Origin of the sequence: Aeromicrobium sp. YIM 150415, from assembly GCF_016918125.1 — a bacterium.
Lineage (GTDB): Bacteria > Actinomycetota > Actinomycetes > Propionibacteriales > Nocardioidaceae > Aeromicrobium > Aeromicrobium piscarium.
The window spans coordinates 14,072-33,515 of sequence record NZ_JAERWM010000025.1; the positions used below are offsets into that span (position 1 = coordinate 14,072).

Genomic DNA, 19,444 nt, shown 5'->3' on the forward strand with positions numbered 1-19,444 from the left:
ATAGTTCACCGCCCGGGCCGGCCATGCGGGATAACTCACCGCCCAGCGGGGTCAGCGCAGGGTGGCTCCGAAGCGGTCGGCCGCCACCTGCACGGCGGCCGCGCGCGCACCGGCGATCTCGTCCTCGCTGAGGGTGTGGTCCGCGGCGCGGAGCCGCACATTGAAGGCCAGCGACACATGCCCGGCCGGCACCGGTTCACCGGTGTAGAGGTCGAACAGCCGCACCGACTCGATCAGCGGGCTCGCCTCGGCCAGCGCCTCCTGCAGAACACCTGCCGGCACCCTCGACTCGACGATGAAGGCCAGATCCTCCTTGGCCACCGGGAAGGCCGAGAAGTCCGGTCGCGGACCGATCTCGGGCGCCGCGGCCAGCAGAGCGTCCAGGTCGACCTCGCCGGCCACGGCCCGAGGCGGAAGACCGTAGGCCTCCAGCACCTTCGGGTGCAGCTCCCCCGCATGTCCCACGACGCGTCCGTCCAGCACCAGCGCGGCGCAACGACCGGGGTGGAAGGGCGCGAGGGACGCTGCCTCCACGGAGACCTCCACATGGAGCACATCGGCGAGACGCCGAGCCACCGCGATGGCATCCGACCACGCGACGGGACGGCCAGGGCCGTCCCAGCCGCCACGCTCACGGTCACCCAGCAACACCCAAGCCGCCGTCAGCGGCTGATCGGGCAGCGCGGCGTCGAGCACGGCTAGCTCATCGGGCGTCGGCCGGCGATCGACCCCGTAGATCGGGGCGGCGGGCGCGCCAGATCGCGGCCGGAACACGCGACCCACCTCGCTGATCGCGACATCGTCGTGGCCTCGGCCCACGTTGAGGCCGGCGCTGCGCAGCAGTCCCGTAAGCAGGGTGGTCGTGAGGCCGGGCTCCTCGGCGGACAGCGGATTCTCCAGCAGCACCTGTCGGCGTCGCTCGTCGTCCGCCCCGAGGCCCAGCCGGTCGAAGTCCGCCGGTCCCGCGAACGGGAAGGTCTTGACCTCGACGAGACCATCGCCGGCGAGTGCGTACCCGACCCGGCGCCGCAGCTCCTGCGCCCGCGTGAGCCCGCGACCGCCGGAGGCCTGCGGCAGCACCGAGGGCACCTGGTCGTAGCCCACGACGCGCAGCACCTCCTCGACGACGTCGTACGGATCGTTGATGTCGAAGCGCCACGGCGGCGGGACCACGACGAGTGACTCGCCGTCGATCCGCACCTCGCACGCATTGCCTTCGAGCGCTCGGACGGCGGCATCGGTGTCGATCGACTCGACGCCCGCGATCCGGCGTGGCAGGTCGACGGGCAGCGTCACCTCGTGTCTCGTGTCGACCTCACCGACCACGGTGAGACCCGGCTCGATATGCCCGCCGCCATGCTCGACGAGGAGTTCGGCGACCCGCTGCGCGGCACGTGCCTGCAAGGTCGGGTCCACCCCGCGCTCGAAACGACGCGCCGCCTCCGAGGACAGCCGGTGCCGTCGCGACGCACGCGCGATGGTGGCGCGGTCGAAGTAGGCCGCCTCGATGACGATGTCGGTCGTAGCGGCATCGATCTCCACCCGGGCGGCACCCATGACACCCGCCAGTCCCACCGGCCCGTCGTCGTCGCAGATCAACAGGTCCTGCGGATCGAGCGCGCGATCCACATCGTCGAGGGTCGTGAGACGCTCGCCCGCGACTGCCCGGCGCACCCGGATCGGACCGTTCAGCTTGGCAGCGTCATAGGCGTGGTTCGGCTGGCCAAGCTCCAGCATCACGTAGTTGCTGACGTCCACGGCGAGGGAGATCGAGCGCATCCCCGCCTGCACCAGCCGCCGCGCGATCATCGGAGGCGTCGGACGCGTCGGATCGAAGCCGGTCACCCGCAACGTGGTGAACACCGGGCACGCGGTGGGATCCTCCACCACGACCGGGTACGCCTCGGCACCGGTCTCCGGGACGGCGATATCGGCCGGATCGCGGAACGGCAGACCGAAGGCCAGCGCGGTGTCCCGGGCGACCCCGCGCAGCGACCAGGCGTAGCCGCGATCGGGGTTGACCTCGAGGTCGAGGGTCTCCTGGTTGAGCCCGAGCAGCTCGACCGCGCCAGTGCCGGGATCGGCCAGCCCCGGCTCCAGGACCAGGATGCCGTCCGCGTCGCCGGGCAGGCCGAGCTCCGCCGTCGAGCAGATCATGCCGTCGGAGACGTGACCATAGGTCTTGCGCGAGCCGATCTCGAAGCCCATCGCCGGCAGGAAGGTCCCCGGCAACGACACGACCACGAGGTCCCCCGGACCGAAATTGTGCGCACCGCACACGATCCCACGTCCGGCGGGCACATCCTCGGTGGCGGGCTCGTTGTGCTCGGGGCCGACGTCGACCCGGCACCAGTTGATGGTCTTGCCGTTCTTCTGCGGCTCGGGCTCCGCGGTCAGGACGCGACCGACCACCAGCGGGCCGGTGATCTGCCCGCCGATGATCTCCTCGAGCTTGAGGTCGAAGGCGGTGAGCCGAGCGGCCAGGTCCTCGGTGGAGACCGAGGAGGGCAACGAGGTGAGCTCACGCAGCCAGGAGACAGGGACCTTCATGGGGTGGGGTTACCTCTCGACTGTCACAGACCGATGCCGAAGGGCTCGGTGAAGCGGATGTCGCCGTCCCAGAGATCGCGCAGGTCGGCGATGTCGTAACGGCTGGTGATGGTGCGGTCCAGGCCCATGCCGAAGGCGAAACCCGAGTACCGCTCGGGGTCGACCCCGCAGGCGATCAGCACGCGCGGGTTGACGACGCCGCAGCCGCCCCACTCGACCCATCCCTCGCCGCGGCAGGTCGGGCAGTCGGCCACGTGCGCGGGGTCGTTGTGGCACACATAGCAGAGCAGGTCGACCTCGGCGCTCGGCTCGGTGAACGGGAAGTACGACGGACGGAAACGCGTGGTGATGTCCGCTCCGTAGATCGCCCGGGCGAGGTGGTCAAGCGTGCCCTTGAGGTGGGCCATCGACAGGCCCTCGTCGATGGCGAGTCCCTCGACCTGGTGGAACACGGGGGCGTGGGTCGCGTCGGGCTCGTCGGTGCGGAAGACCCGGCCCGGGCAGGCGATGTAGATGGGTGGGGTGCGGGTCAGCATCGTGCGCGCCTGGACCGGCGAGGTGTGGGTGCGCAGCACCATCGCGGCAGACTCCGGGGTCACCCAGAAGGTGTCCATCATGGTGCGAGCCGGATGATCGGGGCCGAGGTTGAGGGCATCGAAGTTGAGCCACTCGGCCTCGACCTCGGGGCCCTCGCCGATCTCCCAGCCCATCGCGACGAAGATATCGCTGACGTGATCCTGGATCGTCGTCAGCGGATGGCGAGCGCCGACCGGCTCCCGGTCGGTCGGCAGGGTGACGTCGACCGCCTCGGCGGCCAGCCTGCGCTCGAACTCCTGCGCCTCGACCTCGTCCGTGCGGCGAGCGAGGGCCTGGCTGACGGCACCGCGCGCCTGGCCGACTCGCTGCCCGGCCTCCTTGCGCGCCTGCGGGGGCAGCGCCCCGATCTCGCGATTGGCCAGCGCGAGGGGCGAGCGGTCGCCGACGTGCTCGATCTTGACCTGCTTGAGCGCCTCGATCGAGTCGGCCGCGGCGATCGCCGCGAGCGCCTCGTCGCGCATGCGCTCGACCTCGTCGGCACGCAGGGGGGTGACCTCGACGGGGTCGTAGTCGGAGTTGGGCGCGGACATGAGAACGAGTCTATCGACGGGGCGTCCACCCGGTGGACAGGGCCGCAAGGCGTGCGACTTTTGCCGGGTTGTGGCCCGTTCCCGATGTCTCACAGGGCCACAACCCGGCAAAAGTCGGGCCCGGAGGGCGCTAGTCGGTCAGACCGGCGGGCTCGTTGATCGGCAGCCTCACGGTGATGCGTGCGCCGCCGACCTCGGTCGAGCCGATGTCGATCGTGCCGTGATGCTGTTCCACGACGCCGCGCACGATGAACATGCCCAGGCCGCTCCCGGCACCGGGGCCGGACTTCCAGAACCGGCTGAACACGCGCTGCCGCAGCTCGGCGGGGATGCCGCTGCCGTGGTCGCTGACCTCCAGCTCGATCCCGTCCCCGACCGCGCGCACCACGACATCGCGCAGGCCCTCGCCGTGCCGTATCGCGTTCTCCACGAGATTGGTGAGCACCTGCGTCAACCGGTCCTCATCGCCCCACACGACGGGGATCTCCCCCTCGATCACCGGCTCAGGTCGCTCGTCGGAGGCGGCGAAGACGCTGGCCAGCACGCGGCCCGCCAGCGCATCGACGGTGACCGGCCCGGTGCGCAAGGTGAGCCGCCCCGAATCGATCCGCGCGGCATCGAGCAGCTCGGCGATGAGCCGGCTCAACCGGTCGGCGTCCGCGTCGACCGTCGTGAGCATGAACTTGCGCTGGTCCTCGCTGAACTGGTCCCAGCGACTCAGCAGCGTGGCGGTGAACCCCTTGATACCGGTCAGCGGCGATCGCAGCTCGTGCGCCACGGTCGCCACCATGTCGGAGCGCTCACGGTCACGCTGGTTGCGGATCCGGGCGTTGCGGATCGACACCACCACCCGTACGACCCGTCCGGCCGGACGCTCACGCTCCAGGGAAGCGGTGATGAGGTACTCACTGCCGCGCGGCGACCACCAGGAATGCTCCGAGATCCGGGTGCGCAGCTCGAAGCCGTCGTAGGGACGCACCACGTCGTACCAGGAGTGACCGCTGAGATCGTCGAAGGGGATGGCGTCCTTGATGTGCATGCCGAGCATCTCGTCGCCGACGGCCCTCGCCATCTCGCGCGTCCGCGCGTTGACGAAGGTGACGCGGCCCTCGGCATCGGCGATCACGATCCCGTCGGGAAAGTTCTCGAGCACACCATCGAGGATAGTCCGAGCGGACGGTACCGTCCCACTCGGGAGGGCTATCGCGGATCAGCCCCGCAGCGCGTGGGCCGAGGCATACGCGCAGACCGCGGCGGCCGTGGCCAGGTTGAGACTCTCAGCCCGCCCGTAGATCGGAACACCCACGACCTGGTCGCAGCGCTCACGGACCGCCATGGGCAGGCCGTGAGCCTCATTGCCCATCAGCCAGGCGGTGGGACGGGCGAGATCGACCGCGTCATCGAAGAGCTGCGCCTCTCCCCCGCCGTCGGCAGCGAGCAGTTGAACATCACGCCGTCCGATGAGGGTCAACGCCCGATCGGCATCGCGCTCGACGACGATCGGCAGATGGAACAGCGAACCGGCCGTCGAACGGACGACTTTCGGATTGAGGGGATCGACGCTGTCGCCGATCACGAGGACCGCGTCGGCACCCGCCGCATCGGCCACCCGGATGACCGCACCGAGGTTGCCGGGATCGCGGATCTCGAAGCACACGATCACCAGCCGCCAGGCGATCGCCTCGATCGAGGCGATCGTGCGGGTGAGGTCACGACACCGGGCCACGATCCCCTGCGGCTGGACCGAGTCGGCGATCTCGACGAGCACGTCGTCGTCGACGACGTGCCACGTCAGGCCGTCCGCCTGCCAGGCCTCGTGTCGCCGCGAGGCCTCGGCCGTCGCGAAGACCTCGATGACGGTGCCGGCGAGGGTCAGCGCCTCACGGACCGCCTGCGGCCCCTCGGCGAGGAACTCGCCGGTCTTGGCCCGGAACGACCGCGCGGCGAGCCGCCGAGCGTGCTTGACGCGTGCGGAACGCACACTCAGCACACCGGGCGAGCTCGCCACGTGAGTCGTCGGGTCCGGCTCAGGCCGCGGAATCGGCCTTGGGCGCGTTGACATCCTCGGGCAGGTTGGCCTTGGCCACCTCGACGAGGGCGTTGAACGCGTCGATGTCGTTGACGGCCAGATCGGCGAGGATCTTGCGGTCGACCTCGACCTCGGCGGCCTTGAGGCCCTGGATGAAGCGGTTGTACGTCAGACCCTGCGCACGCGCCGCGGCGTTGATGCGCTGGATCCAGAGCCGACGGAAGTCGCCCTTCTTGGCGCGGCGGTCGTTGTAGGAGTAGACCAGCGAGTGGGTGACCTGCTCCTTGGCCTTGCGGTACAGGCGCGAACGCTGACCACGGTAGCCCGATGCGCGATCGAGGACCTCGCGGCGCTTCTTCTGGGCGTTCACGGAACGCTTGACGCGTGCCATAGGTGTCTCCTTAGAAAGTTCTGGTGTCGCGGACGGGGCTTAGAGGTTCCGCTGGTGGGGGTGGCGTTGCGAGCGTCGCAGCCGTGGGATGCTCGCAAGGCGCAGGCTCGCTGGCAGGCTCGGACGCCTTTCGAGCCTCCCCTGCCGGCGGAACCCCTTAGAGCCCGAGCAGCTTCTTGACCTGCTTGGTGTCGGCCTTGGACACGCCGGTGGTGCCGTCGAGGCGACGCATCCGCGACGAGGGCTTGTGCTCCGCCAGGTGGTAACGGTTGGCCTGCTGGCGACGCAGCTTGCCCTTGCCCGTGGTCTTGACGCGCTTCTTCATGCCCGAGTGGGGCTTGAACTTCGGCATGTTATGCCTCCATGTCTGGGTCGAGGTTCTCCGAGCGACGCCGGGGCTTCTTCGGCGTCGCGTTCTGCTGGTGGGCTTCGCGGTGGGCCTTCTCGGCCTCCGCCTCCGCCTCGGCATCCGCGGCTCGCTGCGCGGTGGTCTGTTCCTTCTCGGCCCGGACCTCCGCCTGCGCTTCGGACTTCTTCTTGTGAGGGCCGAGCACCATCGTCATATTGCGACCGTCCTGGCGGGCGTTCGACTCGATGAAGCCGAGATCCTGCACATCCTCGGCGAGCTTCTGCAACAGGCGGAAGCCGAGCTCGGGGCGGTGCTGCTCACGGCCACGGAACATGATCGTGATCTTGACCTTGTCTCCGGCCTTGAGGAACCGCACGACGTGACCCTTCTTGGTGTCGTAGTCGTGCTGATCGATCTTCGGTCGGAGCTTCATCTCCTTGATGATCGTGTTCGTCTGGTTGCGCCGGGACTCGCGGGCCTTCTGCGCCGCCTCGTACTTGAACTTGCCGTAGTCCATGAGACGGGCGACCGGCGGGCGTGCCTGGGGGGCCACCTCGACGAGGTCGAGGTCGGCCTCGGCGGCCAGGCGCAGGGCATCCTCGATACGGACGATGCCGACTTGCTCACCACTCGGTCCGACGAGGCGTACTTCGGGAACGCGAATCCGCTCGTTGACGCGCAGCTCGTTGCTGATGGGTCCTCCTGTGGGTCGTGGAGGGAGGACATGAAAAATGGCCTCCGCGAAACGAAGGCCACCAGCGGAGCGTGCGTTACCGCTCCGGACGCATGACGACACGTGTACGCCATGCGCAGAACCTCAAGGTCCGGGGACCAGGCAGGTGGGAGGTGACCTCCACTTCGATCAACCATCGTAGCAGCACTCTTGTTCCCGAGGAAATCGGGGCCGCCAGGACGCAGCGCCCGCCTCCGCCGCCATCATGGTGCCATGAGCTCTCAGCCTCGACGGGACCATCCATCGCCTCTGCTGACCGCCGATCGCGTACGCGAGATCCTCATCGACAGCAATGGCGAGGCCGGGGCCGCCGGGGGTGCCGTCGGCGGCGCGATCGGCGGCTCAGCCGTCGGCGGTGCGATCGGCGGCGCCGCCGGTGCACGCGGCGGATCGAGCGGTGGGCGGACCGGCGGGCGCCTCGGAGCACGCATGTTCACCCGCGTGCTCGGCCAGACCAGGACGGTGCCGGTCCCCCGCTCAACCGAGGCGCTGAAGGCCGTGCGGCGGCTCCTGCGGCAGGAGCTCCCCTCGGCGGAGGATGCCGCGGTGATCGGCCTGATGGGAACCGGATGGCTGAACATGAACACCGCGGTGGTCCAGCTGGTCTGGCTGCGGGATCGGGTCGAGGTGACGGCGCACGCCCTGGAAGGGCTCGTCAACCAGCGTTCGGTGCCGAAGGCGCTCGACGCCGTCGAGCGTGCCCTGCGGGCCGTCGACCGGTGATCACTGACCTGGGCTGACCCAGGCCGTCCCGGTCGCGGTGCGGACCAGGACGTGCTCGGCGGCGATGTGCTCCAGGTCTTCGGTCTCGATGACGCGGAACCCCGGTGATCCGAGGTCGACCAGGAGCGCGGCGGCGCCCTCGGAGCGTGCCGAGCGGGCGGCATCGCGTCCGTAGACCGGGACAGGCCTGGCCTGCGGATTCCATCGCTGCATCGCCGCGACGCTGGTGAACGTGAGCAGCGCCTGGCGACCGTCGGCCCCGGTCATCAGCACCGCGGCCATGTCGGCGCCCTTGTCGCCCTCGGTGAGCGCGGTCTGCGGATCGGAGGTGAGCACCGCCACCACCGGCACGAAGACCCGCGCGGCGCCGTAGCGGCTCAACACATCGACGAGCTCACCATCGGCCACCTCGGCCAGCAAGGGGTCGATCTGCCCGTCGTCGCCCGGGAAGGCCGGCTCGGCCAGGGAGCGCTCATGTTCCCGCTCGCTCATGAGATCTGCTCCTGCAGCCAGCGGACCGCCTCGCGGGCAGAATCGCCGTCACTGCCCTGGATCGCGAAGAGGATGACGCGTCGGTCCTCCTGGGTGACGAGTGTCGGCCAGGGCGCACCGTCGCGCATCGAGATCGCGGCGATCTGCGACCACGCGAAGCGGTGCCGCCGGAACCCGTTGACGACGGTCAGTCCCTCGGCGTCAGCCCGCACATTGCTCCACGTGACGGCGAAGGCCAAGAGAGCGATGACGCCGATGAAACCCCACAGGGTCAGTGCCTGCAGCACGCTGAAACGGTAGTCCTCGGGAATGGCATTGCCGACCACGACCATCATCACCACGAGGACGGCGGTCGACATCCACATCACGATCGCCACCGCCACCGGGCGGAACCTGCGCACCTCGGACATCAGATCCGGCAGGCCAGGATATCGGTGACGAGGATGCCGCGGGCACCGATCGCGAACAGATCGTCCATCACCCGTTGAGCGGTCTCACGTGGCACCATCGACCGCACCGCGGCCCAGCCCTCGCGATGGAGGGGCGACACCGTGGGCGACTCGATGCCGGGAGTCAGACGCACGGCGTCCTCGACCCGGTCCGTGCTGATGTCGTAGTCCATCATCACGTAGGTCCGCGCCACGATCACGCTCTCCAGCCGGCGGCGGAACACCTCCAACCCGTCGGGATCGGTGCCATTGCCCCGCGTGACGACGACGGCCTCCGAGCGAAGGATCGGCTCCCCGAACACCTCGAGTCCTGCCTGGCGCAAGGTGGTGCCGGTCTCGACGACATCGGCGATCGCATCCGCGACGCCGAGTCGGATCGAGGTCTCCACCGCGCCGTCGAGCCGTACGACATCGGACTCGATGCCCAGCCGCTCGAGATGCGGGCGGACGATGCCCGGATAGGACGTCGCGATGCGCCGGCCCGCGAGCTCGCTCTCCGCCGCCAGCGTCCCGGCCGGCGCCGCGAAGCGGAAGGTCGAGGCCCCGAAGCCGAGGGTCATGATCTCCTCGGCCTGCGCGCCCGAGTCCAGCAGGAGGTCACGCCCGGTGATACCGACATCGAGCGTCCCCTCACCGACGTAGATGGCGATATCGCGAGGACGCAGATAGAAGAACTCCACCTGGTTGTCGTGATCGACGGTGACGAGGTCCTTGGCATTGCGACGCTGGCGATAGCCGGCCTCGGTGAGCATGAGGGAGGCGGCCTCAGACAAGGCCCCCTTGTTGGGAACGGCGACCTTCAACATGGTCTGACTCTTTCGTCCGATCGGGCTCGGTTCACGGCAGCGGCGGAGCCCGGGGCATTCGGTGGTCGAGGCCCGCTGCCGTCACAGATGCGCGTAGACGTCGTCGAGCGAGATGCCGGCGGCGATCATCATCACCTGCGCGTGGTACAGCAGCTGGCTGAGCTCCTCGGCCGCGCGCTCGGGGCCTTCGTGCTCGACCGCCATCCACGACTCGGCGGCCTCCTCGACCAGCTTCTTGCCGATGAAGTGGACGCCGGCATCGATCTCGGCGACCGTGCCCGAGCCCTCAGGGCGCGCAGCGGCCTTCTGCTGCAGCTCGGCGAACAGGCCCTCGAACGTCTTCATCGCGCGTCAGTCTATCCGGGTGCTCTGGCCGGCCGGTCAACCGCGTAGCCAGCCGAGGGTCGCCCAGCTCGCGAGCGCGGCCTCGGCGGCCTCGCGGCCCTTGTCCTCACGGCTGTCGGCCAGGCCCGCACGGTCGAGGGCCTGCTCCTCGGTGTCGCAGGTGAGCAGGCCGAAACCGATCGGGACTCCGGTGTCCAGGGACGCGCGCGACAGGCCGTCGGTGGCCGCTGAGGAGACGTACTCGAAGTGCGGCGTACCGCCCCGGATGATGACGCCGAGGGCGATGACGACGTCGTACTCGGCCTCCGCCGCCGCCTTGGCGACGAGCGGCAGCTCGAAGGACCCGGCGGTGCGGATGAGGGTCACATCGCTGGCGTGCGCATCGGCGAGAGCCAGCTGGGCGCCCGCCACGAGACCATCCATGACGGCGGTGTGCCAGCTGGAGGCGACGATCGCCACCTTGGCCCCCGAGGCGTCGGTGCTCAGCGAGGGCGCTCCATGCCCGCTCATAGTGAAACTCCTTGATCGAGGTCGACGTCGTCGTAGGCGGTCAGGTCGGGCAGGTCGTGTCCCATCCGGGCCGCCTTGGTCTGCAAGTAGCGCAGATTGTCACGGGTCGGGCGCACCGCGATCGGCAGCCGTTCCGCCACCGTGACACCGTACCGTCCCAGTTGAACGGCCTTGTCGGGGTTATTGGTCAGCAGCCGCACGGAGGCGATACCGAGCTCACGCAGCATCTGCGCGCCGGCCGCGTAATCGCGATCGTCCTCCCCGAAGCCGAGCTCGAGATTGGCGTCGACGGTGTCCCGCCCCTGGTCCTGCAGCTCATAGGCCTGCAGCTTGTGCAGCAGGCCGATCCCTCGGCCCTCGTGTCCACGCAGATAGACCACCACGCCCGCCCCTGCCGCCGTGATCGCGGCCATCGACGCCTGCAGCTGCGGACCGCAGTCACAGCGCCGGGAGCCGAGCACGTCGCCGGTGAGGCACTCGGAGTGCAGCCGGGTCAAGACGTCATCGGCGCCCGGCTCGCCGTAGACCAGCGCGATGTGCTCCGAGCCGTCGATGGTGTCGCGGAAGCCGTACGCGGTGAACTCGCCGAACTCGGTGGGCAGCCGCGTGGTGGCGCGCCGCTCGATCTGCGACTCGTGCAACCGGCGGTAGATCTGCAGGTCCTCGATGGAGACCAGAGCGAGATCGTGCTCGTCGGCGAAGGCGCGCAGGTCGGGCAGACGCTTGAGCGTGCCGTCGTCGTTCATCACCTCGCCGATGACGCCCGCCTGCGTGAGCCCGGCGAGGCGAGCGAAGTCCACGGCGGCCTCCGTGTGGCCCGGGCGCTCCAGCACGCCCCCGGGCTTCGCCCGCAGCGGGACGATGTGACCGGGCTGAACGAGTTCGAAGGGCTCGGTCGCCGAGTCCGCCAGCACCCGGCAGGTCCGGGCACGATCGGCCGCGGAGATGCCGGTGGTGACGCCGTCGCGCGCGTCGATCGACACCGTGTACGCGGTTCGCAGCCGATCGCGGTTGTGCGGCGTCATCAGCGGGATCGCCAGCCGGTCGAGGATCTCCCCCACGACCGGCGCGCAGATCAGGCCGCTGGAGTAGCGGACGAGGAAGGCCATCAGCTCCGGTGTGGCCTTCGAGGCGGCGAAGATGATGTCGCCCTCGTTCTCACGGTTCTCGTCGTCGACGACGACGATGGCCTTGCCGGCAGCGATGTCGGCGACGGCCCGCTCGATCGAGTCGAGGCGGATACGGGTGGACTCAGCCATGGACGGCTCCTTTCGCGAGCAGTCGCTCGACGTACTTGGCCAGCACGTCGACTTCGAGATTCACACGCGCGCCGGGAGCCAAGGCCCCCAGCGTCGTGTCGGCGAGGGTGGTGGGGATCAGCGAGACGGAGAACCAGGGCTCGGGATCGTCGGCGACCTCCACCACGGTCAGGGACGTGCCGTCCACCGTGATGGAGCCCTTCTCGACCAGATAGCGCGCGAGCGACTCAGGCAGCGCGAACCGCAGGACCTCCCAATGCTCGCTGGGCGTCCGGTCGAGCAGCTGCGCCGTCCCGTCGACGTGCCCCTGCACGACATGCCCGCCGAAGCGCGTCGTCGGCAGCATGGCGCGTTCCAGGTTGACCCGCGAGCCACCTGTCAGATCACCGAGTGACGACCGCTCCAGCGACTCACGCATCACGTCGGCGGTGAAGGTGTCCGCCGTGGGATCGGTCACCGTGAGACAGACCCCGTTGACGGCGATGGAGTCGCCGTGCCGGGCGCCGTCGGTGACGACCGGACCGCGGACGGTGAGCCGGACGGCATCGCCCTGGTCCTGGACGCCGATGACCTCGCCGACCTCTTCGATCAGACCGGTGAACATCACTCGTACCCCTCTCCCTTGCCCATGGCCTCGCGCGGGGGCGGACCCGGTGTGCCGACGATGCGGATGTCCGGCCCGACTGTGCGCAGATCGTCGATCTCGATCGGCCGTAAATCCGCGAGGGTGGTGGCCTCGCCTTCCAGGGCCGCGCGTCCCGAACCGAGCATCGCCGGGGCGATGTAGCCGATGACGCGATCGATGACGCCTTCGTTCCAGAAGGCTCCGGCCAGGCGTGGACCACCTTCCAGCCACACGTGGTGGATGTCGTTTTCCATCAGCTTGGCGAGCACGTCTCGCGGCTCGCGGGACTGGATCAGCAGCGTCGGCGCGACCCGGTCGAACACCCGGTAGTAGTTGGGGATCGTGGTCTCGCCGACGACGATCCGCATGGGCTGTCGCTCATAGGGCAAGGGCAGGTCGTTCTCGTCGCGGACGGAGAGCCGGGGATCGTCGGCGAGCACGGCACCGGTCCCGGCCATGATCGCATCGCACTCGGCACGGAAGCGCTGTACGTCGCGTCGCGCCTCGGGGCTCGTGATCCACTTGCTGGTGCCGTCCGGTGCCGCGCTGAGCCCATCGAGCGTGGCCGCGTACTTCCAGGTGACGTACGGCCGGCCGTGCCAGTAGCGGTAGGCCCACGGAGCGAGCTGCTCGCGCACCTCGTCGGCGAGCAGGCCGGACTCGACGTGGACGCCCGCGTCGCGGAGCATCGTCGCTCCCCCGCCGGCGGCCGGGTGCGGATCGTCGATCGCGTACACGACGCGGGCGACACCGGCATCGATCAGCGCCTGGGCACACGGACCGGTACGGCCGGTGTGCCCACAGGGCTCGAGGGTGACGACGGCCGTCGCGCCCTGGGCGATGCCGCCGAGCTGCGCGAGGGCGTCGGCCTCGGCGTGCGGGCCGCCGGGCCGGGCTGTGCGGCCGAGGGCGAGCTCCTGTCCGGAATCGTCGAGGATCACACATCCGACGCTCGGATTGGGCAGGACGTTGACATTGTCGCGGGCGGCCTCGAGGGCGCGACGCATGGCGGCGATCTCGTGCTCAGTGGTCGGCACTGGTCCCCTTCCGCGGTCGATGCCCGCACGTCCGGGGTCCGACGACGGGGCACGTGGCTCACCGTCGTCGCGTGCGCCTCCCATCCGGACTTTCACCGTCGGTCCTGGAGTTCCACCAGGTCAACCGGCCCCGAAGGGCGCGGGTCGCGGACTGTCACCGCCGGCTCGGACTTTCACCGACCCCGGGCACGCGAGCACATGGCTCTGATGGCGATCAGTCTACCCGGCTCGTGACACGGCCGGTCACCCACTCGTCGGTTGAGTCGGCGGTGGGTCGTCCCGCACCCGGCTCCACGGGCGGTGCGTCACCCCGCACCGACACCGGAGAGGTAGGGGATAGCTCACCTGCCCAGGGGTGAGATCACCCGGCTCAGTGGCGGCAGGCGGCGGCCTGTGCGCGCAGGGTCTCGACCATCGCGCCGGGGTCGTCGGCACCGAAGACCGCCGAACCGGCGACGAAGGTGTCCGCGCCGGCCTCGGCGCAGCGCTCGATCGTCTCGACGGAGACTCCCCCATCGACCTGGAGCCAGATATCGCCGCCGACCTTGTCCAACAGCTCGCGGGTGCGCCGGATCTTGGGCAGGCACAGATCGAGGAACTTCTGGCCGCCGAAGCCGGGCTCCACGGTCATGACGAGCACCATGTCCAGCTCGGGCAGCAGATCGGCGTAGGGCTCGATCGGCGTCGCGGGCTTGAGCGCCATCGACGCCCGGGCCCCCTTCGCCCGCAGCTCTCGCGCGAGGCGGACGGGCGCGTGAGCGGCCTCGACGTGGAAGGTCACACTCGATGCCCCGGCCTCGACGAAGGCCGGTCCCCAGCGATCGGGATCCTCGATCATCAGATGAGCGTCGATCGGCTGCGCGGCGCTGCGGGCGAGCGACTCGATCACCGGCGCCCCCAGGGTCAGATTGGGCACGAAGTGGTTGTCCATGACGTCCATGTGCAGGAAATCGGCACTCGGGATCCGGGCCGCCTCCTCGGCGATCCGGGCGAAGTCGGCGTTGAGCAGGCTGGGGGTGATACGCACGTCGGCCATGGCGCTCAGCCTAGTGACCTGTCGTGGCAGGACTCGAGGCGGCGGGCTCATCGCAGCCCGCCCGCCCCAGCTCGGGCGGTGACCTACGCACCCCTCAACCGTTCGGGCGGTGGGATACGCACCCCTCAAGTGCCGCGAGAGGTGCGTCACTCACCGCCCAAGGGGACGAGAGGTGCGTAACTCACCGCTCACGGACGGACGGGGGTCGGTCAGGCCGGACGCCGCAGGAGGGCGAGGAACATGGCATCCGTACCGTCGCGATGCGGCCACCATTGGCGAGTCGACTCCAGCACCACATCGGGCCGATCCCGGGCCACCGCATCGACCACGCCTCGCGTCTCTGCGACGACCGGCGAGCAGGTCGCGTACGCGACCACACCGCCGGGACGGACGAGCTCGAGAGCGCGGTCGAGCAGATCGCGCTGCAATCGGGTCAGATCGGCGAGGTCGTCCGGCGTTCGCCGCCATCGGGACTCCGGGCGACGACGCAAGGCGCCGAGGCCGGTGCACGGCGCGTCGACCAGCACTCGGTCGAAGCTGCCCGGCTCCCACGGCCCGTGCCGGCCGTCGTGGACCGTGACCTCGACATTGTCGAGAGCGCGAACCCCCTGACGGACCAGGTCCGCGCGATGTCGCTGTACCTCGTTCGCCACCACCACGGCACCGCGCTGTCTGGCCAGAGCGCCCCAGAGCGCCGCCTTGCCGCCGGGACCGGCGCACAGGTCCAACCACCGCTCGTCGCGCCCGTCGACCGGGGCCTCGGCCGCCCCGAGGGCCACGAGCTGAGAGCCCTCGTCCTGCACACCGGCTCGCCCGTCACGAACCGCCGCGATGTCCCCCGGCACCCCTCCCGCGTCGAGGATGCGGGCGTACGGGGAGAGCGCGCCGGGAGTTCCGGGCAGCTCATCGGGATCGATGAGGCCTGGCCGGGCGACGAGCGTGACCTTGGGCGGGGCGTTGTCGGCCGTGAGAAGTGCGGGCAGCTCGGCGGGGTCGGGCAAGGCCGCTCGCAGCTCCCGGACGATCCAGACCGGATGGGAGTAGGCGACGGCCAGTGCCTCATCGCCCTCCAGCTCGCGGGTCACCTCACCGATCCAAGATTCGAGATCGCGCGAGGCGATCTTGCGCAGGACGGCGTTGGTGAAGCCTACCGGCTTGTGACCCACGTGCCGACGCACGAGCTCGACCGTGGTCGAGACGGCGGCGTGATCGGGCACCCGCATGCTGAGCAGCTGATGGGCGCCGAGCCGCAGGGCGTCCAGGACGGGCGCGTCGACCCGGTCCAGTCCCTGTCGGGCGAGGGTCGCGATGATGGCATCGTAGGTGCCGCGCAGCCGGATCGTGCCGCTGACCAGCTCGGTCGCGAAGGCCGCGTCGCGTCCGGTCACGCCGCGATCGCGGAGCAGCCGCGGCACGACCAGGTTGACGTAGGCGTCCTTGTCGTCGACCTCACGCATCGCCTCGTAGGCGACCGCACGAACGGGGTCGATACTCATCGCTCCCCCACCCGTACCACGATGTGCTCCCACGTCGTCGACCAAGAGCGAATCCCGGTTCTCGGCGCGCTCATCGCAGACTCACCGTCGTCGCGCCGCCGAGTCCGCGGCCCCAGTCCGCGGCGTCCATCTCCTTCTTGCCGTGGGGCTGCACCCGGCCGAGCCGGATGTCCTCGGTCGCGGTGCCGACGAGCACCTCTCGCTTGGTGATACGCGCCTCGCCGGGGGCGAGATCGCTGGACTCGGTGGTCTCGACCGGGCCGACCTTGAGCCGGGCGTCGTCGTAGGTCGTCCAGGCACCGGGCGCCGGGGTGCATCCGCGGATCTGACGGTCGACCGCGAAGGCCGGACGATCCCAGAGGATGCGGGCATCCTCGGTGCTCAGCTTGGCCGCGTACGAGACCCCGTCCTCAGGCTGAGCGATGGCACCGATATCGCCGTCCTCGATGTGATCGACGGCATCGACCAGCAGCCGGGACCCGAGGTCGGCGAGCCGTTCGAGCAGCGTGCCCGACGTGTCCTCGGGCCGGATGCGCTCGGTGATCGTGCCCAACACCGGGCCGGCGTCGAGCTCCTCGACGAGACTGAACACCGTCGCACCCGTGACCTCGTCCCCGGCCATGATCGACCGCTGAACCGGCGCGGCACCACGCCAGGCGGGCAGCACGGAGAAGTGCAGGTTGATCCAGCCGAACTCGGGCAGGTCGAGCAAGTCACGGCGCAGGAGCGCTCCGTAGGCGACGATCGTCCCGACATCGGGCTTCAACGACCTCAGCTCGTTGAGGAACTCCGGATCCGAGGCCGAGACCGGCTTGAGCACCGGCAGACCCGCCTCCTCGGCGGCCACCGCGACGGCGGACGGTTCGAGCCGTCGTCCGCGCCCGACGCGGGCGTCCGGCCGGGTCACCACGGCGATCACCTCGTGCCGGCTCGCGAGCAGGGCGCGCAGTGTCGGGACGGCGGTCTCGGGGGTTCCGGCGAAGACGACTCTCACGTCGATCGAGTCTAGGCCGTCGCCTCTCCCCCAGCCCTCTGGCGGTAGGTGGTCAACCCCATCACCCACCGGAAACGTTGACGACCCACCGCCACCACACCGGAAAGGTTGATGACCTACCGCAGACACCACGGAACGGGTTGTCGCATCCCCGAGCCCTCTGGCGGTAGGTGGTCAACCCCATCACCCACCGGAAACGTTGACGACCTACCGCCACCACACCGGAAAGGTTGACAGCCCACCGCAGACACCACGGAACGGGTCGTCGCATCCCCGAGCCCCCTGGCGGTAGCTGGTCAACCCCACCACCCACCGGAAACGTTGACGACCTACCGCCACCACACCGGAAAGGTTGACAGCCCACCGCCACCACCGCGGAACGGGTCGTCGCATCCCCGAGCCCCCTGGCGGTAGCTGGTCAACCCCATCACCCACCGGAAAGGTTGACGACCTACCGCAGCCACCGCGGAAAGGTTGACAGCCCACCGCCACCGCCCCGGAAGGGTTGATGGCCTACCGCCACCGGGTGAGGGGACTCAGAAATCGATCGGATCGACCTGGACCCGCCAGGCGGGGAGCTTGGCGGCGCTGCGCTCCGCGGACGCCTGCTTGACGAGACGGGCGAGCGCGAGACCCTCGCGGCGAGGGGCGCGCAGGATCAGCCGTTCGCGGTCGGCGTCCACCGGCACCGGACCGAGGAGCTCGGTGTGCGGGGTCCACGACCGATGCGCCAACTCGGCGAGGACCTCGGCGGGAGCATCGATCGTGGCCAGACGCCCGATCGGCGGCAGATGGGTCTCGGCGCGCTCGGCCAGCTGCCGGACCGCCAGTCCGACCGGATCGGCACGCACGAGCGCCTGGAGAGACGCCGGGTCCCCGACGGCGACCGCCTCACCGTGGTGGGCGGCGAGCGCCAGGGCGTTGAACCACCGGCGGTGGGCCTCCTCGACCACCCGGACCTCGTCACGGCCGAGCATCAGCCAGGTGTCCAGCAACACCACCAGCGAGTAGCCTCCGGGAACCATGGGTTCGGCTCCAGGTGTCGCCAGGACCAGCGCCCGTTCTTCCGGACCGGGATCCACTGTGTCGAGCACCGACGAGCCTCCTGAGGTCACGACCCGATGACTCGTGAAGGCCTGCGCGAACTCCTCCGCCGTGCGCAGCTGGCCTACGACGGGCGCGCGGAGCCGATCGCCGCCGCATTCGTGGCACCGCCAGTGCGGGTCCTGGGTCCCGCACCAGCGGCAGACGACGGGTGCCCGGGCGGACGTCTGCGCCAGCGGTCCCTCGCACTGCCGACAGCGCGCAGGTGTCCGGCAGCGCTGACAGGCCAGGGAGCTGCGGTAGCCGCGCCGAGGAACCTGTACGAGAACGTGCCCCCCGCTGCCGCGGATCGCCGTGAAGACCTGCCGAGGCAGGCGCACCGGCGCCGCCCCCGTCTCGGTGCCGTCGGTGACCGTCAGCTGCGGCCATTCGCGACGACGTGCCGCCTGATCGCCGCCGAGGTCGGCACACCAGCGCGACTCCACCACCGACTGCGCCTCGACCGAACGCGCATAGGAGGCCAGCAGGACACCGGCACCCTGCTGCGCCGCGCGCGTCAGCAGGACCTCGCGAGCGTGCGGATACGGGGCGCGAGGCTCGGCGAAGAGGTCGTCGCCGTCGTCCCACATCGCCACCAGACCGAGGTCGCGCACCGGGGCATAGGCCGCGGCACGGGTGCCCAGCACGATCGAGACCTCACCGCGTGCGACACGGACGAAGGAGCGATAGCGAGCGGCCGGCTTCTGTGCCGCGGTCAGCACGACATGGCGGTCCTGACCGAGCACCTCGGTGACGACGGCGTCCCAGCGCTCGACGTCTCGGGCATCGGGCACGCAGATGATCGCGCCTCGCCCCGAGCGGGCCGTCGCGGCGACCGCCTCCGCGACGGCTCGCTCCGGCTCGTGACGTGGCAGGACCGCGAGCACCGTGCGCGGCGAGCGTCCCGCGGCCAGCTCCTCAACGAAGGCCGGCCCGTCGACATAGGGATACCACGCGGCGCTGCCCGGATCGTCCGGCGGCGAGACCGGATCGCCGACCGGATGCGCCTCGGCGCGAGCGTGCCGTGGGGGGATGGCGAGCCGGAGGACATCGGTGACGGTCCCGGCATAGCGCTCGGCGACTGCACGCGCCAGGCGCAACACCTCCGGTCGCAGCACCGGCTCGGGCGACACGATCTTGTGCAAGGCCGCGAGTGTGCCCTGGTGCTCCGTGGAGTCGGAGAGCTCGACCAGGAAGCCGTCGGTCAGCTTGCCGGCGAATCTCACCTTGACGCGGCATCCGGGCCGTGCGTCCGCGGCCAGCTCATCGGGCACCCGATAGTCGAACAGCCGGTCCAGATGCGGCAGCGGGGAGTCGATCAGGACGCGGGCGACCGAGGCAGGAGGGCGTGCCGCCTCCACCTGGAGCATCGCGAGCTGTTCGTCCACGTCGCGATTCTCCCAGCCGCCA

General features: G+C 70.0%; 20 protein-coding genes and 1 riboswitch. Of the genes, 1 reads left to right on the top strand and 19 read right to left on the bottom strand.

The features are described 5' to 3' along the window. Window positions 1-51 precede the first annotated feature (51 nt). The 7 genes from pheT to infC form a co-directional block, all read right to left on the bottom strand. Entirely contained in the window at window positions 52-2,550 is a 2,499-nt protein-coding gene (gene pheT / locus JL108_RS15685; protein ID WP_205199119.1) for a phenylalanine--tRNA ligase subunit beta, read from the bottom strand. A 23-nt stretch (window positions 2,551-2,573) separates the two neighbouring features. After that, window positions 2,574-3,677 (bottom strand): phenylalanine--tRNA ligase subunit alpha, encoded by a 1,104-nt coding sequence (pheS, locus tag JL108_RS15690; protein WP_143913999.1) that lies wholly within the window; start codon window positions 3,675-3,677, stop codon window positions 2,574-2,576. 130 nt (window positions 3,678-3,807) lie between these two features. Further along, window positions 3,808-4,830, bottom strand: a complete 1,023-nt coding sequence (locus tag JL108_RS20545) for a PAS domain-containing sensor histidine kinase (protein WP_307837289.1) — start codon at window positions 4,828-4,830, stop codon at window positions 3,808-3,810. 57 nt (window positions 4,831-4,887) lie between these two features. Beyond that, a complete protein-coding gene (locus JL108_RS15700; RefSeq protein ID WP_307837290.1) occupies window positions 4,888-5,658 on the bottom strand; it encodes an RNA methyltransferase in 771 nt (256 codons plus the stop codon). Between the two features lie 46 nt (window positions 5,659-5,704). Further along, window positions 5,705-6,097 (bottom strand): 50S ribosomal protein L20, encoded by a 393-nt coding sequence (rplT, locus tag JL108_RS15705; RefSeq protein WP_087623864.1) that lies wholly within the window; start codon window positions 6,095-6,097, stop codon window positions 5,705-5,707. A gap of 157 nt (window positions 6,098-6,254) precedes the next feature. Beyond that, window positions 6,255-6,449, bottom strand: a complete 195-nt coding sequence (gene rpmI, locus JL108_RS15710; RefSeq protein WP_087623863.1) for a 50S ribosomal protein L35 — start codon at window positions 6,447-6,449, stop codon at window positions 6,255-6,257. 1 nt (window position 6,450) lies between these two features. Further along, window positions 6,451-7,242, bottom strand: a complete 792-nt coding sequence (gene infC, locus JL108_RS15715; RefSeq protein WP_307837291.1) for a translation initiation factor IF-3 — start codon at window positions 7,240-7,242, stop codon at window positions 6,451-6,453. A gap of 150 nt (window positions 7,243-7,392) precedes the next feature. Between infC and JL108_RS15720 the strand changes: the two genes are divergently transcribed. Then, the gene (locus JL108_RS15720) at window positions 7,393-7,902 is read left to right on the top strand and encodes a hypothetical protein (RefSeq protein WP_205199121.1); all 510 of its coding nucleotides are present in this window, start codon (window positions 7,393-7,395) and stop codon (window positions 7,900-7,902) included. Here JL108_RS15720 and JL108_RS15725 read toward each other — a convergent pair whose 3' ends face one another. The 12 genes from JL108_RS15725 to JL108_RS15780 all read right to left on the bottom strand — a co-directional run bounded on the left by JL108_RS15725 (window position 7,903) and on the right by JL108_RS15780 (window position 19,422). Then, on the bottom strand, window positions 7,903-8,394 hold the full coding sequence (locus JL108_RS15725; RefSeq protein WP_143914003.1) for an SseB family protein: 492 nt from the start codon (window positions 8,392-8,394) through the stop codon (window positions 7,903-7,905). Beyond that, complete coding sequence (locus JL108_RS15730; protein WP_205199122.1) at window positions 8,391-8,795, bottom strand: PH domain-containing protein; 405 nt, start codon at window positions 8,793-8,795, stop codon at window positions 8,391-8,393. The genes JL108_RS15725 and JL108_RS15730 overlap by 4 nt, the downstream gene beginning before the upstream one ends. A gap of 8 nt (window positions 8,796-8,803) precedes the next feature. Further along, on the bottom strand, window positions 8,804-9,649 hold the full coding sequence (gene hisG / locus JL108_RS15735) for an ATP phosphoribosyltransferase (protein ID WP_143914005.1): 846 nt from the start codon (window positions 9,647-9,649) through the stop codon (window positions 8,804-8,806). 81 nt (window positions 9,650-9,730) lie between these two features. Then, a complete protein-coding gene (locus JL108_RS15740; protein ID WP_143914006.1) occupies window positions 9,731-9,994 on the bottom strand; it encodes a phosphoribosyl-ATP diphosphatase in 264 nt (87 codons plus the stop codon). 36 nt (window positions 9,995-10,030) lie between these two features. Continuing rightward, window positions 10,031-10,504 carry a 6,7-dimethyl-8-ribityllumazine synthase gene (ribH, locus tag JL108_RS15745; RefSeq protein ID WP_143914007.1) on the bottom strand — a complete coding sequence of 158 codons (474 nt, stop codon included), beginning with the start codon at window positions 10,502-10,504 and terminating at the stop codon, window positions 10,031-10,033. Then, a complete protein-coding gene (locus JL108_RS15750) occupies window positions 10,501-11,763 on the bottom strand; it encodes a bifunctional 3,4-dihydroxy-2-butanone-4-phosphate synthase/GTP cyclohydrolase II (protein ID WP_205199123.1) in 1,263 nt (420 codons plus the stop codon). The genes ribH and JL108_RS15750 overlap by 4 nt, the downstream gene beginning before the upstream one ends. Beyond that, window positions 11,756-12,367 (bottom strand): riboflavin synthase, encoded by a 612-nt coding sequence (locus tag JL108_RS15755; RefSeq protein ID WP_205199124.1) that lies wholly within the window; start codon window positions 12,365-12,367, stop codon window positions 11,756-11,758. Before JL108_RS15755 ends, JL108_RS15750 begins: the two co-directional genes overlap by 8 nt. Then, window positions 12,367-13,395 (bottom strand): bifunctional diaminohydroxyphosphoribosylaminopyrimidine deaminase/5-amino-6-(5-phosphoribosylamino)uracil reductase RibD, encoded by a 1,029-nt coding sequence (ribD, locus tag JL108_RS15760; RefSeq protein ID WP_240191351.1) that lies wholly within the window; start codon window positions 13,393-13,395, stop codon window positions 12,367-12,369. Before ribD ends, JL108_RS15755 begins: the two co-directional genes overlap by 1 nt. A gap of 98 nt (window positions 13,396-13,493) precedes the next feature. Continuing rightward, window positions 13,494-13,620, bottom strand: a riboswitch (FMN riboswitch). A 175-nt stretch (window positions 13,621-13,795) separates the two neighbouring features. Next, complete coding sequence (gene rpe, locus JL108_RS15765; RefSeq protein ID WP_205199126.1) at window positions 13,796-14,461, bottom strand: ribulose-phosphate 3-epimerase; 666 nt, start codon at window positions 14,459-14,461, stop codon at window positions 13,796-13,798. 209 nt (window positions 14,462-14,670) lie between these two features. Continuing rightward, entirely contained in the window at window positions 14,671-15,957 is a 1,287-nt protein-coding gene (locus tag JL108_RS15770; RefSeq protein WP_205199127.1) for an RsmB/NOP family class I SAM-dependent RNA methyltransferase, read from the bottom strand. A 70-nt stretch (window positions 15,958-16,027) separates the two neighbouring features. Beyond that, the gene (fmt, locus tag JL108_RS15775) at window positions 16,028-16,951 is read right to left on the bottom strand and encodes a methionyl-tRNA formyltransferase (RefSeq protein WP_205199128.1); all 924 of its coding nucleotides are present in this window, start codon (window positions 16,949-16,951) and stop codon (window positions 16,028-16,030) included. A 536-nt stretch (window positions 16,952-17,487) separates the two neighbouring features. Then, entirely contained in the window at window positions 17,488-19,422 is a 1,935-nt protein-coding gene (locus tag JL108_RS15780; RefSeq protein WP_205199129.1) for a primosomal protein N', read from the bottom strand. Between the last annotated feature and the right edge of the window lie 22 nt (window positions 19,423-19,444).

What these genes read in the sequence shown, in the direction of transcription:
- pheT (WP_205199119.1), bottom strand. Translation starts at nt 2,550, where the DNA reads ATGAAGGTCCCTGTCTCCTGGCTGCGTGAGCTCACCTCGTTGCCCTCC.
- pheS (WP_143913999.1), bottom strand. Translation starts at nt 3,677, where the DNA reads ATGTCCGCGCCCAACTCCGACTACGACCCCGTCGAGGTCACCCCCCTG.
- rplT (WP_087623864.1), bottom strand. Translation starts at nt 6,097, where the DNA reads ATGGCACGCGTCAAGCGTTCCGTGAACGCCCAGAAGAAGCGCCGCGAG.
- rpmI (WP_087623863.1), bottom strand. Translation starts at nt 6,449, where the DNA reads ATGCCGAAGTTCAAGCCCCACTCGGGCATGAAGAAGCGCGTCAAGACC.
- JL108_RS15720 (WP_205199121.1), top strand. Translation starts at nt 7,393, where the DNA reads ATGAGCTCTCAGCCTCGACGGGACCATCCATCGCCTCTGCTGACCGCC.
- JL108_RS15725 (WP_143914003.1), bottom strand. Translation starts at nt 8,394, where the DNA reads ATGAGCGAGCGGGAACATGAGCGCTCCCTGGCCGAGCCGGCCTTCCCG.
- hisG (WP_143914005.1), bottom strand. Translation starts at nt 9,649, where the DNA reads ATGTTGAAGGTCGCCGTTCCCAACAAGGGGGCCTTGTCTGAGGCCGCC.
- JL108_RS15740 (WP_143914006.1), bottom strand. Translation starts at nt 9,994, where the DNA reads ATGAAGACGTTCGAGGGCCTGTTCGCCGAGCTGCAGCAGAAGGCCGCT.
- ribH (WP_143914007.1), bottom strand. Translation starts at nt 10,504, where the DNA reads ATGAGCGGGCATGGAGCGCCCTCGCTGAGCACCGACGCCTCGGGGGCC.
- JL108_RS15750 (WP_205199123.1), bottom strand. Translation starts at nt 11,763, where the DNA reads ATGGCTGAGTCCACCCGTATCCGCCTCGACTCGATCGAGCGGGCCGTC.
- JL108_RS15755 (WP_205199124.1), bottom strand. Translation starts at nt 12,367, where the DNA reads ATGTTCACCGGTCTGATCGAAGAGGTCGGCGAGGTCATCGGCGTCCAG.
- ribD (WP_240191351.1), bottom strand. Translation starts at nt 13,395, where the DNA reads ATGCGTCGCGCCCTCGAGGCCGCCCGCGACAATGTCAACGTCCTGCCC.
- rpe (WP_205199126.1), bottom strand. Translation starts at nt 14,461, where the DNA reads ATGGCCGACGTGCGTATCACCCCCAGCCTGCTCAACGCCGACTTCGCC.
- JL108_RS15770 (WP_205199127.1), bottom strand. Translation starts at nt 15,957, where the DNA reads ATGAGTATCGACCCCGTTCGTGCGGTCGCCTACGAGGCGATGCGTGAG.